Raw genomic sequence first — 12,999 nt, forward strand, 5'->3', positions numbered from 1 at the left:
AATGACCGAGGACATTAAGAAGGGCCTCGCCGGCGTCGTCGCCGACGTCACCGCCATCAGCAAGGTCAACCCCGAGACGAACAGCCTGCTCTACCGCGGCTACCCGGTGCAGGAGCTGGCGGCGACCCAGCCGTTCGAGGCGGTCGCCTATCTGCTGTGGCAGGGCGAGCTGCCGGATGCCGAGCAGCTGGCGCAGTTCCGCGCCACCGAGCGCGAGCATCGGGCTCTCTCCCCGCGGGTGAAGGACGCCATCGACGCGCTGCCGCTGGACGCGCACCCGATGGACGAGGTGCGCACCGCGGTCAGCGTGATCGGTGCGATTGAGACCGCCGGCACGGGCAACGTGCTGGATGCCGTGGGCACCCCCGAGCAGAACCTGCAGCGCAGCCTGCAGCTGTTCGCCGTGCTGCCTGCGATCGTCGCGTACGGTCAGCGGCGCCGCCGCGGCCAGACGCTGGTCGAGTCGCGCGACGACCTGGACTACGCCGCCAACTTCCTCTGGCTCACCTTCGGCGAGGAGCCGGAGCCGAAGGTCGTCGACGCCTTCAACCGCTCGATGATCCTGTACGCGGAGCACTCCTTCAACGCGTCCACGTTCACCGCCCGGGTGATCACGTCGACGCTGAGCGACCTGTACTCGGCCGTGGTCGGTGCGATCGGCGCGCTCAAGGGTCCGCTGCACGGCGGGGCGAACGAGGCCGTCATGCACATCTTCGACGAGATCCGCTCGGCCGACCGAGTGGAGGAGTGGCTGGATGCCGCGCTCGCCGAGAAGCGCAAGATCATGGGCTTCGGGCACCGGGTGTACAAGCGCGGCGACTCACGCGTGCCGACGATGAAGGCGGCGCTGGACTCGCTCGTCGAGCACTACGACCGGCCCGATGTCGCCGAGCTGTACGAGAAGCTCGAGAGCGAGTTCGTCGAGCGCAAGGGCATCTACCCGAACCTCGACTATCCCTCGGGTCCCGCGTACAACCTGATCGGCTTCGACACGCTGACCTTCACCCCGCTGTTCATCGCCGCGCGCATCACCGGCTGGACTGCGCACGTGCTCGAGCAGCAGGCATCCAACGCCCTCATCCGCCCGCTGTCGGCGTACAACGGCAGCGACGAGCGGCACATCGAGGAGTACGAGCCCGACACGGCGGCGATCGACGTGCAGGAGCGGCCGGAAGAGGCGGCGGACTGATCCGTCCCGCGACGGCCGCTCGCGGCGCGGCGAAGGCATGATGGAGTGATGAGCAGCGAAGCGGTCCTGGTCGACGTTGTCCGAACACCGGTGGGGCGGGGCAAGCCGGGCGGTTCGCTGTCTGGCGTGCACCCGGTCGATCTCGCGGCCGGGATGCTGCAGGCGATCCTGGATCGCAACGGCCTGGAGTCCGGGCAGATCGACGACGTGATGCTGGGCTGCGTCAGCCAGGTGGGCGACCAGGCCATGAACGTCGCCAGGCAGGCCGTGCTCGCGGCCGGTTTCGACGAGCGCATCCCCGGCACGACCATCGACCGGCAGTGCGGCTCCAGCCAGCAGGCGGTGCACTTCGCGGCTGCGGGCATCGCCGCCGGCGAGAGCGACATCGTGATCGTCGGGGGAGTGGAGTCCATGAGCCGGGTGCCGCTGGGGGCATCCGCGGCGGGCGGCTCGCCGATGTCTCCCCGGCTGCGCGCCCGCTACCCGCAGGGTCTGGTCAACCAGGGCGTGAGCGCAGAGCTCATCGCCCGGCGCTGGGGCTTCGATCGCGAGACGCTCGACGCGTTCGCCGCCGAATCGCACGCCCGGGCCGCCCGCGCCTGGCGCGACGGCTTCTTCGATCGCACCGTCGTGGCGGTTCCCGAGGCGCCGGATGCCACGAGCGACGAGACCGTGCGAGAGGGCACCAGCGTCGAGCGGCTGGCCGGCCTGCCGGCATCCTTTCGCACGGATGCCCTGGCGCAGCGTTTTCCCGACATCTCCTGGAGCATCACGCCGGGCAACTCCTCGCCGCTCACCGACGGGGCGTCGGCGGCTCTGATGATGAGCGCGGATCGCGCCGAGCAGCTCGGGCTGACCCCACGGGCGCGGTTCCGCGCGTTCGACGTGATCGGCGACGATCCGCTGCTCATGCTCACCGGCCCCATCCCGGCCACGCGCCGCGTGCTGGAGCGCTCGGGACTCGACATCGACGACATCGACGCCTACGAGGTGAACGAGGCGTTCGCCTCCGTTCCCCTGGCCTGGGCGGCGGAGCTGGATGCCGATCCCACCAGACTCAATCCGCGGGGCGGGGCGATCGCCCTCGGTCACGCCCTGGGGTCGTCCGGCACTCGGCTGCTGGGAACGCTCCTCGATCACCTCGAGGCGACCGGCGGACGGCTGGGGCTGCAGACCATGTGCGAGGGCGGCGGGATGGCCAACGCCCTGATCATCGAGCGGATCTGAGGCGGTCGCGCTCTCTCCGTTCGAATCGCTCAAGTTGCTGTATCTGCGCCTCAGATGCAGCAACTTGAGCGATTCGAACGGGCACTACCCGAGCAGCGCACGTCTGACGCGCTGCACCAGCTCCTCCGGCCGGTTCAGCAGAGGCGACGTGACCTCGATCACATCCCATCCGGCCGCGCGGAACGCGCCGATGCGCTCCACATCTTGAGCCCACTGCGGCCCATGGAGCATCCCGTGGTACTCGACGATCACCCTTGCTTCCGGATACACCATGTCGGCGCAGCCGAGGAAGCGGCCCTGATCGTCGAACACGTCGATGTTCAGCTGGGGCTCCGGCAGTCCTGCCGTCACGAGGATCACACGCACGAGCGATTCGCGCGGTGACCAGCTGTCTTCCCGGATCAAGGACAGTGCATCGCGCAGCCTCGCTGCTCCCAACCGCCGCCCGGCGTTCAGCGCAGCCTGCAGATCGTCGAGAGTGGCCAGCGGGGCTCGCCCGACTTCTCTTCTGCCGACGCCCGTGCGCCACTTCCGGCAGAAGTAGTCGCCGAGCGCGACGAGGTCAGGCACGCGGAGACGGCCGAGCGAGACCCAGGTGGCGGCGGGTGAGGTGACCCGCAGATCATCGCACTCGCCTATCGACGTCATGCTCGCGAGCGTGCGGTGGCCCACGATGCCCCGCGCCCGCGGGAAGGGTACGAACCCCGAGGCGCTCACGTGCAGCGGCAGCAGTTCCCCGTCGGCGACCTCGCCTTTCTCAGTGAACTCGAGCGGGAGTGGACCGCCCCAGATCGATGCGGCGGTCTGATGGCTGAAGAAGTGTCCGGTGTGAAGGCGCGGGGCGTACAGCCGCGCCCTCGCGACGCGATCCCGTCGCTGGCGCAGATAGGGGTCATCGATCCGCTCGGGTTCGTCGATCTCGGACTCGATGACGCGCATGCCGTGGAACGGTCTGAGAAGGTCGCCTCCCCGCATCCGCGCGTGGGTGACACCGTAACGCCGCGCTTCCGCCACGGAGAACCCGTCGCCGAGCGGATCGGGAAGTTCCTGTCGTCGTCCCATCGGCTCACCCTGACAGGTTCCGAGCCGGTGCCGTCGGGGTTCTCCACAGGTCGGTCATGCTTCGAATCGCTCAAGTTGCTGTATCTGGGCCTCAGATGCAGCAACTTGAGCGATTCGAACGTGGGCGGGGAAGAGACCCCCGCCGACCCGATTCGGCGGGGGTCTCGCGGTCTGAGACCGCGGCGGGAGCAGCGCTCACCGCGGCGCGGACGTGGTCGGCACCCGATCCGGTCAGTCCATTCGGCCGCGCAGAGACAGTTGTACGGGGCGCAGATGACCTGGCGGTGAACGCGGGGCGAACATCCGCGCCGGGCAGATAGTAGGACGCCCTAGTAAATCCATTGTGTACCGACTACCATGAACACTGTGCCAAAGAGGGCGCAGAGGAGTGTCACACAATGACCCGTTACATCCCCCATTTCGTAGGCGGAAGGCCGCTCGAGCCCACCGGTGGACGCGTCGCCGACGTGTTCGACCCGTCGACAGGCGCCGTGCAGGCGCGCGTGCCGCTGGCGACGGCCGACGAGGTGCGCGCCGTCATCGACGACGCCGCCGCCGCACAGCCCGCGTGGGCCGCCACCAATCCGCAGAAGCGTGCCCGCGTCATGATGCGCTTCGTCGAGCTCGCGCACCAGAACATGGACGAGCTCGCCCGCCTGCTCTCGAGCGAGCACGGCAAGACCGTCGAGGACGCCAAGGGCGACGTCATCCGCGGACTCGACGTGATCGAGTTCTGCATCGGCGCCCCGCACCTGCTCAAGGGCGAGTACTCCACCGAGGCGGGCACGGGCATCGACGTCTACTCCATGCGCCAGCCCCTCGGCGTCGTGGCCGGCATCACGCCCTTCAACTTCCCTGCCATGATCCCCCTGTGGAAGGCCGGACCCGCCATCGCCGCGGGCAACGCCTTCGTGCTCAAGCCCTCCGAGCGGGACCCCTCCGTGCCGGTGCGCCTGGCCGAGTTGTTCCTCGAGGCCGGTCTGCCCGCGGGCATCCTCAACGTCGTCCACGGCGACAAGGAGGCGGTGGACACCCTCCTGACCGACCCGCGCATCCAGGCGGTCGGGTTCGTCGGCTCCACTCCGATCGCCGAGTACATCTACTCCACCGCCGCCGCGAACGGCAAGCGCGCGCAGTGCTTCGGCGGTGCGAAGAACCACCTCGTCGTCATGCCCGACGCCGACCTCGACCAGGCTGTCGACGCCCTGATCGGCTCCGGCTACGGCTCCGCAGGCGAGCGGTGCATGGCGATCTCGGTCGCGGTGCCCGTCGGTCAGGAGACGGCCGACGCCCTCGTCGCCAAGCTCGCGGAACGGGTGCGCGAGCTGAAGGTCGGCCCGGGCGCGCAGCCAGGCGTCGACTACGGCCCGCTGGTCAGCGCGGCCGCCAAGGCGCGCGTGGAGGGCCTGATCCAGGAAGGGGCGGACGCCGGCGCCACGCTCGTCGCCGACGGCCGCGGTCTGGTCGTCGAAGGCCACGAGAACGGCTTCTACCTGGGACCGACCCTGTTCGACCACGTCATGCCCGACATGTCGATCTACCGTGAGGAGATCTTCGGTCCGGTGCTCTCGGTGGTCCGCGCCGCGGACTACGAAGAGGCACTGGCACTGGCATCCGACAACCCCTACGGCAACGGCGTCGGCATCTTCACCCGTGACGGCGATGCCGCCCGCGACTTCGCCGCGCGCGTGAACGTCGGCATGGTCGGCGTGAACATCCCGATTCCCGTGCCGATCGCGTACTACACGTTCGGCGGCTGGAAGGCATCCGGGTTCGGAGACCTGAACCAGCACGGCGCCGACGGCTTCCGCTTCTACACCAAGACCAAGACCGTCACCAGCCGCTGGCTGACGTCCGACCTGCGCGACGGAACGGCGATCCGCGAGGGCGCCAGCTTCGTCATGCCGAACACCGGGGAGGGACACCGATGACCATCATGACTGCAGCGACCGTGAGCGCCGAGGAGCGCGAGGCCATCCTCGGCGCCGTGCGCGACTTCGCCGAGACCGAGCTGGCCCCGCACGCGGCCGAGCGCGACGAGAAGCACCTCTTCCCGCGCGAGACGCTGCGCCGCGCCGGGGAGCTGGGGCTGGGCGGCATCTACGTGGGTGAGGAGTTCGGGGGTACGGGCCTCGGCCGGGTCGACACCGTCGCGATCTTCGAGGAGCTCGCCCAGGGCGACCCGGCGGTCGCGGCATACATCTCGATCCACAACATGGTCGCCTGGATGATCGACACCTACGGCACCGAAGAGCAGCGCGGACGATGGCTGCCTTCGCTCACGGCGATGGAGGCGTTCGGCGGCTACTGCCTGACCGAGCCGGGAGCGGGATCGGATGCCGCGAACATCGCCACGAGCGCGGTGCGCGATGCGGACGAGTACGTGCTCACCGGCGTGAAGCAGTTCATCTCCGGTGCCGGCGAGGCGGGCGTCTACGTCGTCATGGCGCGCACCGGCGAGCCCGGCGCGAAGGGCGTCAGCGCCTTCCTCGTCCCGGGCGATGCGGAAGGTCTCGGCTTCGGCACGCTGGAGAAGAAGATGGGCTGGCACGCGCAGCCCACCCGGCAGGTGATCTTCGACGGGGTGCGGGTTCCGGCATCCGCCATGCTGGGCGAGGAGGGCAGGGGCTTCGCGATCGCGATGTCGGCCCTGAACGGCGGGCGCCTGAACATCGCCGCCTGCTCGCTGGGCGGTGCCCAGTGGGCGCTGGACCGCGCCGTGCAGTACGTGCACGAGCGCGTCGCCTTCGGCGAGCCGCTCGCCGAGAAGCAGTCGATCCTGTTCACCATCGCCGACATGCGCACCGACCTGCAGGCAGCGCGCCTGATGGTGCGCGACGGCGCGCAGGCCGTCGACGAGCAGGCGCCGGATGCCACGATGCGCTGCGCGATGGCCAAGCGCTTCGCCACCGACGCCGGCTTCGACGTCGCCAACCGCGCCCTCCAGCTGCACGGAGGGTACGGATACCTGCAGGACTACGGGGTCGAGAAGGTCGTGCGCGATCTTCGCGTGCACCAGATCCTGGAAGGGACGAACGAGATCATGCGACTCATCGTCGGGCGCGAGATGCTGCGCGCCGCCGGTTCCGACTCCCTCGAGCGCGGCGTCGGGAACCCGCTGCGGAGCGCCTCATGACGCGTATCGCCTTCCTGGGCCTCGGTCACATGGGGCTGCCCATGGCCGTCAACCTCGTGAGCGCCGGGCACGAGGTGCACGGCTACGACCTCGTCCCTGCCGCGATCGATGCGGCCACGGCCGCCGGCATACCGGTCGCCGGGAGCGGCGCGGAGGCCGTCTCCGGCGCCGAGGTCGTCATCACGATGTTCCCCGCCGGCCGGCACGTCATCGCCGCCTACCAGGACGAGCTGCTTGACGCGGCTGCCCCTGGCACCCTGTTCATCGAGTCCTCGACCATCGCCGTGGACGAGGCGCGCACCGCCCACCGGCTGGCCGTCGACGCCGGGCACCGCAGCGTCGACGCACCGGTCTCCGGTGGCGTGGTCGGCGCCGAGGCCGGAACGCTGGCCTTCATGGTCGGCGGTTCCGGTGACGACTTCGAGGCCGCACGGCCGCTGCTCGAGGTCATGGGCAAGCGCATCGTGCACTGCGGCGGCCCGGGGCTGGGCCAGGCCGCGAAGGTGTGCAACAACATGATCCTCGGCATCTCGCAGATCGCCGTCGCCGAGGCGTTCGTGCTCGCCGAGCGGCTGGGGCTCGAGCATCAGGCGATGTACGACGTCGTCTCGCAGGCATCCGGCCAGTGCTGGGCGCTGACGACCAACTGCCCGGTCCCGGGTCCGGTGCCCACCAGCCCGGCGAACCGCGACTACCTGCCCGGTTTCGCCGGCGCGCTGATGGCGAAGGATCTCGGCCTCGCCCTGCAGGCCATCGAGGGGACCGGGACCGACGCCAGGATGGGCCGGCTCGCGCAGCAGATCTACGCGGCGTTCGCCGAGGGCGACGGCGCCGGTCGGGACTTCTCCGGCATCATCACCGACATCCGTGTCGGGGATGTCTGACATCCGTCGTTCAGGATCCGGATAGGTGCCGACCTGGAATACTGGAGGGGCTGCAGCGTCGCGGCGGAGGGGAAGTGACACATGGCCGAGTACGAGACGATCCTCGTCGAACAGCGAGGACGGGTGGGGTGGATCACCCTCGACAGGCCGCAGGCGCTCAACGCCCTGAACGGCCGCGTCTCCGAGGAGATCGCCGATGCGGCGTCCGTCTTCGACGGCGACGACGGAATCGGGGCGATCGTGGTGACCGGATCCGAGAAGGCGTTCGCGGCGGGTGCCGACATCAAGGAGATGGAGTCGAAGACCGGCGCCGAGATGATCGACACCGACCACTTCGGCGCGTGGACGCGCTTCGCCGCCGTCCGCACCCCGGTCATCGCCGCCGTGTCCGGCTACGCACTGGGCGGCGGATGCGAGCTCGCGATGATGTGCGACATCATCCTCGCCGCCGACACGGCCACGTTCGGGCAGCCCGAGATCAATCTCGGCGTCATCCCGGGTATGGGCGGCACGCAGCGCCTGATCCGCGCCGTCGGCTACTACAAGGCCGCCGAACTCGTGCTCTCCGGCCGGCTCATCAAGGCGGACGAGGCCGAGCGCATCGGTCTCGTCTCGCGCGTGGTCGCCGCGGGCGATCTGCTCGACGAGGCGTCGACGCTCGCCGAGACCATCGCGTCCAAGTCCCTGCCGTCGGTGTACGCAGCCAAGGCGACGCTGGACGCAGCCATGGAGACCACCCTCGAAGCCGGCCTCGCCGTCGAGAAGCAGACCTTCGCGGGGCTGTTCGACACCGCCGACCAGAAGGAGGGCATGGCCGCGTTCCGCGAGAAGCGCCCCCCTCGCTTCGAGCACCGATGAGCGCCGTGTCCGACGTGCTGCCTGATGACGCGGACCTGACCCTGTCGGAGCAGGACCGTCGTGAGCTCGTGGAGTGGACGATCGCCTGCGCGGAGCGGATGCTGCCGCTCTTCTTCGACGAGCGACCGCACGACGCGCGCCCGCAGGACGCGCTGGATGCCGCGCGCGCTTTCCTGCGCGGCGAGATGAGCATCGACGACGTGCGCGAGAAGGCGTTCGCCAGCCACGCCGCGGCCCGTGAGGCGAGTGACCCGTCGGCGCTCGCCGCCGCGCGGGTGTGCGGCCAGGCGGCCGCGGTGGCCCACATGGCCGGGCACGCCCGACAGGTGCCGCGGTACACCGCCAAGGCGTTCCCCGGCGACCGTGCGCGCCGCGACGAGGAGCTCGCTTGGCAGCGGATGCGGGTGCCGGGCCGTTTCGATCGCTACGTGTACGAAGGCGACTGATCAGCCCTTCAGGTCCTCCAGGGCTCTGGCGAGGCGGCGCTCGCGCGTGGCATCCTGCTTGGCCTCGGCGATCTGACGGGCGATCTCCTTGCGGCGGGAGTACGTCAGGGCCTCGAAGGCGGCATGGGCCACCGGATCGGATGCCAGGGCCGCGGCGAGTGCCTCCGGCACCTCCACCGTGCGCTCCGCGGTGTCGGCGGTGATGACCGCGTCGAACTCGTCGCCCAGCTCCACGCCGAGTTCCGCACGGGTGGCCTTGCTGAACCCGATCAGGTTCTTCCCGCCCATGCGCGACAGGCGCAGTCGTGCCGTGCGGTCGCCGATGGCGACGACGACCGGAAACGCCTTCGCCGTGCTCAGGCTCGCGACCTGCGCGTCATCGAGGACGATGGCACCGGCGGGGCCCATCGGGCGAAGGTCCGTGTGCAGTCTCAGCTCGCTCATGCGGGCCATCCTACGTGCGGCGCCGAAGTGGATCGACACCTTCCGCCGAGCGCAAGGGGGTCCCGGCGCTCACGCGCGACCGGTTAGCGTCGCCGCATGAGCGACGTGACGATCTTCGCCCCCTCGCCGACACTCACGGTGACCGTCGAGAACGCGGGCGGAGCCGATGAGATCCATATCCACGCCGGCGGACAGGGCGTGTGGCAGGCCCGGATGCTGCGCCGCCTGGGCGTCTCGGTGACCATGTGCTGCACGCTGGCGGGCGAGGTCGGAGAGGTCATCAGGCACCTGCTGGAGGATGACGGCGTCGAGGTCGTCGGCATCGCACGACCCGGACGGTCGTCCGCCTATGTGCAGGATCGCCGGCGAGGCGAGCGCGAGGAGATCGGCGCCGAGGTGGGAGACCCCATTGCGCGCCACGAGCTGGACGAGCTGTACGGGGCCGTCATCCGGGAGGGGATGCGCTCGCGCGTCGTACTCCTGAGCGGACCGGCGGCGGGCGATGTGCTGCCGGACGACACCTACCGGCGTCTGGCGGCCGACCTGCGCGAATCGGGATGCACCGTCGTGGTCGATCTCGCGGGCGAGCGGCTCGACGCGGCCCTGGCGGGAGGCGTCGACGTGCTGAAGGTCAGCGACGAGGAGATGCGCGATCACGGACTCGACGACGACTCGACCGAGGCCGTCGCCGAGGCCATGGAATCGCTGCGGTCACGCGGTGCGGGCGCCGTGATCGTCACCCGTGCGGCCGAACCGCTGCTCCTGCTGGACTCCGAGGGACTGATCGAGATCACCCCTCCCCGGCTGGAGGTCGCCGAGAGCCGCGGTGCCGGCGACTCGCTCACCGCGGGCGTCGTCGCCGGGATGGTGCGGGGCGAGACGCCGCGCGGCGCGATCACGCTCGGCGCCGCGGCGGGGGCGATGAACGTCACCCGGCACGGGCTCGGCACGGGCGACGCCGAGGCGATCGCCGAGCTGCGCCAGCGGGTGCAGGTCGCTTCGGCTGCCGCCGCCGGCGCCGAGGACGCCGCGAGCACGGCGGTGAGCCCCGACGATCTCGCCTCACTGGCCGAGACGCAGGAGGGGGAGCGATGACCCGGGTACTGGTCACCAACGACGACGGGATCGACTCGCCCGGCCTGCACGCGCTGGCGCACGCGCTGCGCGCGAGAGAGCTGGCGGTGACGATCGCGGCCCCGGTGACGCAGTCCAGCGGATCGAGCGCCTCGATCATGGCCGAGAACGCCGAGGGGCGCATTCGCGTGGACCGGCGCACGATCGAGGGGCTGGAGGATGTGCCCGCCTTCGCCGTGCACGGCGGGCCGGGACTGATCGCCCTCATCGCGGCACGCGGGGCTTTCGGCGAGCCCAGCGATCTCGTGGCGTCCGGCGTCAATCACGGCGCCAACGTCGGGCGCGCGATCCTGCACTCCGGCACGGTGGGAGCCGCCCTGACCGGAGGGCTCAACGGGGCGTGGGGCCTGGCGGTGTCGCTCGACGTCGGGCTGGACCCGAAGATCTTCCACTGGGATGCCGCGGCCGACGCGGCGGCCGATCTCGTGCCGGCGCTGCTGCAGCATCCGCGCGGCACCGTCATCAACGTCAACGCGCCCAACAGTGCCGAGATCAAGGGCGTGGTCGAAGCCGAGCTCGCGCCCTTCGGGATCGTGCAGACGACGCTCACCCAGAAGGACGAGCACGACGTGCGCCTCGCGGTGGAGGACCTGCCGCGCGATCCCGCACCGGGCAGCGACGCGGCGCACCTCGCCGCCGGCTGGGTCACGGTGACCGGGCTCGACCCGGTGTCCCACATGCCGCTCGGGATCGTCGCGGATGCCGGGCCCGGCTGAAGGCGCTCAGGCGAAGTGAGCGCTGATCGCGTCGTTGCGCTCCGAGATCACCGCGATGAGATGGCGGCGCATGACGGCCGCGTCGACGAGCCGCCCGAGCGGGCCGAGCGGTGAGCGGAACTCGATGGTGTCGCGCATGCGCGTGCCGTCGCCGTCGGCGAGGAACTCGTGCGTGTGCAGGAAGGCGCCGAACGGCCCCGCCGTCTGACGATCGCGGAAACGATGCGGTCGGTCGACGTCGAACACGAGCGAGGTCATCCGCAGGCGCAGTCCGAAGTGACGCGCGCTCCAGGTGACGCGGTCGCCCTCCTTCAGCATCCCGTGCGCCGGACCGCCGACGACGCGTTCGCCGCGTGTGCTCTGCGAGGCCAGGTGCAGCCCCACGTCCAGCGACGCATCGAACACCCGTTCCGGCGGTGCGGGCACATGCCGCTCGAGGACGAAGGACGCCATCAGAGCGGATCCGGCACCGGGCGCGGGTCGGTGAAGTCGCCCGCGTTCTTGCGCAGCCGGGCGACGATCCCGACCAGGGCGCTCGCGTCGTCCGCGTCCACGCCGGGGCTGCGGAACACATCGGTGTTCAGGGCGCGGGTGGCACGCTCGACGAGGTCGCGGCCGGACTCGGTGAGAGTGAGCAATGCGGCCCGCCCGTCGTGCGGATGCGGCTCGCGCAGCACCAGCCCGTCGCGCACGAGGCGCTCCGCGGTGCTGGTGACGCTCGTCGCGTGCACCTGCAGACGAGCGACCACGCTCGACAGTGGAAGCGTGCCGGTCCGGCTGAAGGCCAGCAGCCGCAGTACCTCGTAGCGGGCGAACGTGACGCCGAAGGGCTTCAGGGTGGCATCCACCCGCGCCAGCAGCAGCTGCTGCGCCCGCATCACGGAGGTGACCACCGCCATGCCGTCGGCGGCGTCCTCCCACCCGTGCGCGAGCCACTGCCGCTTCGCCTCGGCGAGCGGATCGATCGAGAGAGGACGAGGACGCGCCATGCGTCCACGCTATCCCGTCGTCGGCGGTGCGGTGGCGTCCCGGCACCGGCTTCGCAGAAACTGAATACCATGGGTGATGACACCTGATTCCACAGGTGCGCACGGGTAAGATCGTCACAGGCGCGAGGAGGCTCGATGAAGATCTACGTCCTGGTGAAGGAAGTCCCCGACACCTACGGTGACCGCAAGCTCGATCTCGAGACGGGGCTGGCCGATCGTGGGGCCGGTGACGTCGTGCTGGACGAGATCACCGAACGCGCTCTCGAGGTGGCGCTCTCGTACGCCGAGAAGAACGCCGGCACCGAGGTGGTCGCACTGTCGATGTCACCGGAGACGGCGACGGCATCCGTGCGTCGCGCGCTGGCGATCGGCGCCGCATCCGCCGTGCACGTCGTCGACGAGCAGCTGCGCGGAGCCGATCTCACCCTGACGGCCGAGACCCTCGCAGCCGCGATCCGCCGCGGCGAGCCCGACCTCGTCATCACCGGCAATCTCTCCACCGACGGCTCGGGCGGAGTCATCCCCGCCATGCTCGCCGAGCACCTCGGTTTCGCGCAGGCCACGGCGCTGAGCGCGGTGGAGATCGCCGGCGACCAGGTGTCCGGCACCCGCACCGGCGACGACGGCACCCAGCAGGTCACCGCCTCGCTCCCCGCCGTCATATCGATCACCGAAGCCCTGCCCGACGCCAGGTTCCCGAACTTCAAAGGCATCATGGCGGCGAAGAAGAAGCCGCTCGAGGTGCTCTCGCTGACCGACCTCGGGGTGTCGGCGGATCCGGCATCCGCTCCTCGCACGATCATGACGACGGTGTCCGAGAAGCCGCCGCGCGCCGCGGGCGTCAAGATCACCGACGAGGGCGACGCCGCCGCCCAGCTCGTCGAGTTCCTCGTGCAGAACAGGCTGGTGTGACC

Annotated in this window: 14 protein-coding genes; 10 read left to right on the forward strand and 4 right to left on the reverse strand. The window is 70.3% G+C overall.

What is annotated here, in order from left to right; translation table 11 throughout:
* The first annotated feature begins 1 nt into the window (after nucleotide 1).
* Both ACFWHT_RS11490 and ACFWHT_RS11495 read left to right on the forward strand, forming a co-directional pair.
* Nucleotides 2–1,189 carry a bifunctional 2-methylcitrate synthase/citrate synthase gene (locus ACFWHT_RS11490; protein WP_378828563.1) on the forward strand — a complete coding sequence of 396 codons (1,188 nt, stop codon included), beginning with the start codon at nucleotides 2–4 and terminating at the stop codon, nucleotides 1,187–1,189.
* A 48-nt stretch (nucleotides 1,190–1,237) separates the two neighbouring features.
* Entirely contained in the window at nucleotides 1,238–2,416 is a 1,179-nt protein-coding gene (locus ACFWHT_RS11495; RefSeq protein WP_378828565.1) for a thiolase family protein, read from the forward strand.
* Nucleotides 2,417–2,500: 84 nt separating this feature from the next.
* Here the strand turns inward: ACFWHT_RS11495 and ACFWHT_RS11500 are convergent, their stop codons facing one another.
* Entirely contained in the window at nucleotides 2,501–3,478 is a 978-nt protein-coding gene (locus tag ACFWHT_RS11500; RefSeq protein WP_378828567.1) for a hypothetical protein, read from the reverse strand.
* A gap of 398 nt (nucleotides 3,479–3,876) precedes the next feature.
* Between ACFWHT_RS11500 and ACFWHT_RS11505 the strand changes: the two genes are divergently transcribed.
* The 5 genes from ACFWHT_RS11505 (at nucleotide 3,877) to ACFWHT_RS11525 (ending at nucleotide 8,802) form a co-directional block, all read left to right on the forward strand.
* Nucleotides 3,877–5,409, forward strand: a complete 1,533-nt coding sequence (locus ACFWHT_RS11505) for a CoA-acylating methylmalonate-semialdehyde dehydrogenase (protein ID WP_378828569.1) — start codon at nucleotides 3,877–3,879, stop codon at nucleotides 5,407–5,409.
* Nucleotides 5,406–6,614, forward strand: a complete 1,209-nt coding sequence (locus ACFWHT_RS11510; RefSeq protein ID WP_378828572.1) for an acyl-CoA dehydrogenase family protein — start codon at nucleotides 5,406–5,408, stop codon at nucleotides 6,612–6,614. Before ACFWHT_RS11505 ends, ACFWHT_RS11510 begins: the two co-directional genes overlap by 4 nt.
* On the forward strand, nucleotides 6,611–7,498 hold the full coding sequence (mmsB, locus tag ACFWHT_RS11515; protein WP_378828574.1) for a 3-hydroxyisobutyrate dehydrogenase: 888 nt from the start codon (nucleotides 6,611–6,613) through the stop codon (nucleotides 7,496–7,498). The genes ACFWHT_RS11510 and mmsB overlap by 4 nt, the downstream gene beginning before the upstream one ends.
* Nucleotides 7,499–7,579: 81 nt before the next feature.
* A complete protein-coding gene (locus tag ACFWHT_RS11520; RefSeq protein WP_378828576.1) occupies nucleotides 7,580–8,356 on the forward strand; it encodes an enoyl-CoA hydratase-related protein in 777 nt (258 codons plus the stop codon).
* Complete coding sequence (locus ACFWHT_RS11525; protein ID WP_378828579.1) at nucleotides 8,353–8,802, forward strand: putative immunity protein; 450 nt, start codon at nucleotides 8,353–8,355, stop codon at nucleotides 8,800–8,802. The genes ACFWHT_RS11520 and ACFWHT_RS11525 overlap by 4 nt, the downstream gene beginning before the upstream one ends.
* On the opposite strand, the gene ACFWHT_RS11530 is transcribed toward ACFWHT_RS11525, so the two are convergent.
* Nucleotides 8,803–9,246 (reverse strand): YdeI/OmpD-associated family protein, encoded by a 444-nt coding sequence (locus ACFWHT_RS11530; protein WP_378828581.1) that lies wholly within the window; start codon nucleotides 9,244–9,246, stop codon nucleotides 8,803–8,805.
* A gap of 96 nt (nucleotides 9,247–9,342) precedes the next feature.
* On the opposite strand from ACFWHT_RS11530, the gene ACFWHT_RS11535 reads away from it, so the two are divergent.
* Together ACFWHT_RS11535 and surE are read left to right on the forward strand one after the other, a co-directional pair.
* Nucleotides 9,343–10,341, forward strand: a complete 999-nt coding sequence (locus tag ACFWHT_RS11535; protein WP_378828583.1) for a 1-phosphofructokinase family hexose kinase — start codon at nucleotides 9,343–9,345, stop codon at nucleotides 10,339–10,341.
* On the forward strand, nucleotides 10,338–11,096 hold the full coding sequence (surE, locus tag ACFWHT_RS11540) for a 5'/3'-nucleotidase SurE (RefSeq protein WP_378828585.1): 759 nt from the start codon (nucleotides 10,338–10,340) through the stop codon (nucleotides 11,094–11,096). The genes ACFWHT_RS11535 and surE overlap by 4 nt, the downstream gene beginning before the upstream one ends.
* A 6-nt stretch (nucleotides 11,097–11,102) precedes the next feature.
* On the opposite strand, the gene ACFWHT_RS11545 is transcribed toward surE, so the two are convergent.
* On the reverse strand, nucleotides 11,103–11,549 hold the full coding sequence (locus ACFWHT_RS11545; RefSeq protein WP_378828588.1) for an SRPBCC family protein: 447 nt from the start codon (nucleotides 11,547–11,549) through the stop codon (nucleotides 11,103–11,105).
* Nucleotides 11,549–12,085: a MarR family winged helix-turn-helix transcriptional regulator gene (locus ACFWHT_RS11550; RefSeq protein ID WP_378828590.1), complete on the reverse strand. Its 537-nt coding sequence runs from the start codon at nucleotides 12,083–12,085 to the stop codon at nucleotides 11,549–11,551. The genes ACFWHT_RS11545 and ACFWHT_RS11550 overlap by 1 nt, the downstream gene beginning before the upstream one ends.
* Before the next feature lie 135 nt (nucleotides 12,086–12,220).
* On the opposite strand from ACFWHT_RS11550, the gene ACFWHT_RS11555 reads away from it, so the two are divergent.
* Nucleotides 12,221–12,997: an electron transfer flavoprotein subunit beta/FixA family protein gene (locus tag ACFWHT_RS11555; RefSeq protein ID WP_378828592.1), complete on the forward strand. Its 777-nt coding sequence runs from the start codon at nucleotides 12,221–12,223 to the stop codon at nucleotides 12,995–12,997.
* The last annotated feature ends 2 nt before the right edge of the window (nucleotides 12,998–12,999 follow it).

The sequence above is a fragment of the Microbacterium sp. NPDC058342 genome (assembly GCF_042723935.1).
GTDB lineage: Bacteria > Actinomycetota > Actinomycetes > Actinomycetales > Microbacteriaceae > Microbacterium.

Coding starts and splice junctions, on each gene's coding strand:
- ACFWHT_RS11555 (WP_378828592.1), top strand. CDS start 12,221: ATGAAGATCTACGTCCTGGTGAAGGAAGTCCCCGACACCTACGGTGAC.
- ACFWHT_RS11530 (WP_378828581.1), bottom strand. CDS start 9,246: ATGAGCGAGCTGAGACTGCACACGGACCTTCGCCCGATGGGCCCCGCC.
- ACFWHT_RS11500 (WP_378828567.1), bottom strand. CDS start 3,478: ATGGGACGACGACAGGAACTTCCCGATCCGCTCGGCGACGGGTTCTCC.
- ACFWHT_RS11545 (WP_378828588.1), bottom strand. CDS start 11,549: ATGGCGTCCTTCGTCCTCGAGCGGCATGTGCCCGCACCGCCGGAACGG.
- ACFWHT_RS11525 (WP_378828579.1), top strand. CDS start 8,353: ATGAGCGCCGTGTCCGACGTGCTGCCTGATGACGCGGACCTGACCCTG.
- ACFWHT_RS11505 (WP_378828569.1), top strand. CDS start 3,877: ATGACCCGTTACATCCCCCATTTCGTAGGCGGAAGGCCGCTCGAGCCC.
- ACFWHT_RS11510 (WP_378828572.1), top strand. CDS start 5,406: ATGACCATCATGACTGCAGCGACCGTGAGCGCCGAGGAGCGCGAGGCC.
- ACFWHT_RS11520 (WP_378828576.1), top strand. CDS start 7,580: ATGGCCGAGTACGAGACGATCCTCGTCGAACAGCGAGGACGGGTGGGG.
- ACFWHT_RS11550 (WP_378828590.1), bottom strand. CDS start 12,085: ATGGCGCGTCCTCGTCCTCTCTCGATCGATCCGCTCGCCGAGGCGAAG.
- mmsB (WP_378828574.1), top strand. CDS start 6,611: ATGACGCGTATCGCCTTCCTGGGCCTCGGTCACATGGGGCTGCCCATG.
- ACFWHT_RS11490 (WP_378828563.1), top strand. CDS start 2: ATGACCGAGGACATTAAGAAGGGCCTCGCCGGCGTCGTCGCCGACGTC.
- ACFWHT_RS11535 (WP_378828583.1), top strand. CDS start 9,343: ATGAGCGACGTGACGATCTTCGCCCCCTCGCCGACACTCACGGTGACC.
- ACFWHT_RS11495 (WP_378828565.1), top strand. CDS start 1,238: ATGAGCAGCGAAGCGGTCCTGGTCGACGTTGTCCGAACACCGGTGGGG.
- surE (WP_378828585.1), top strand. CDS start 10,338: ATGACCCGGGTACTGGTCACCAACGACGACGGGATCGACTCGCCCGGC.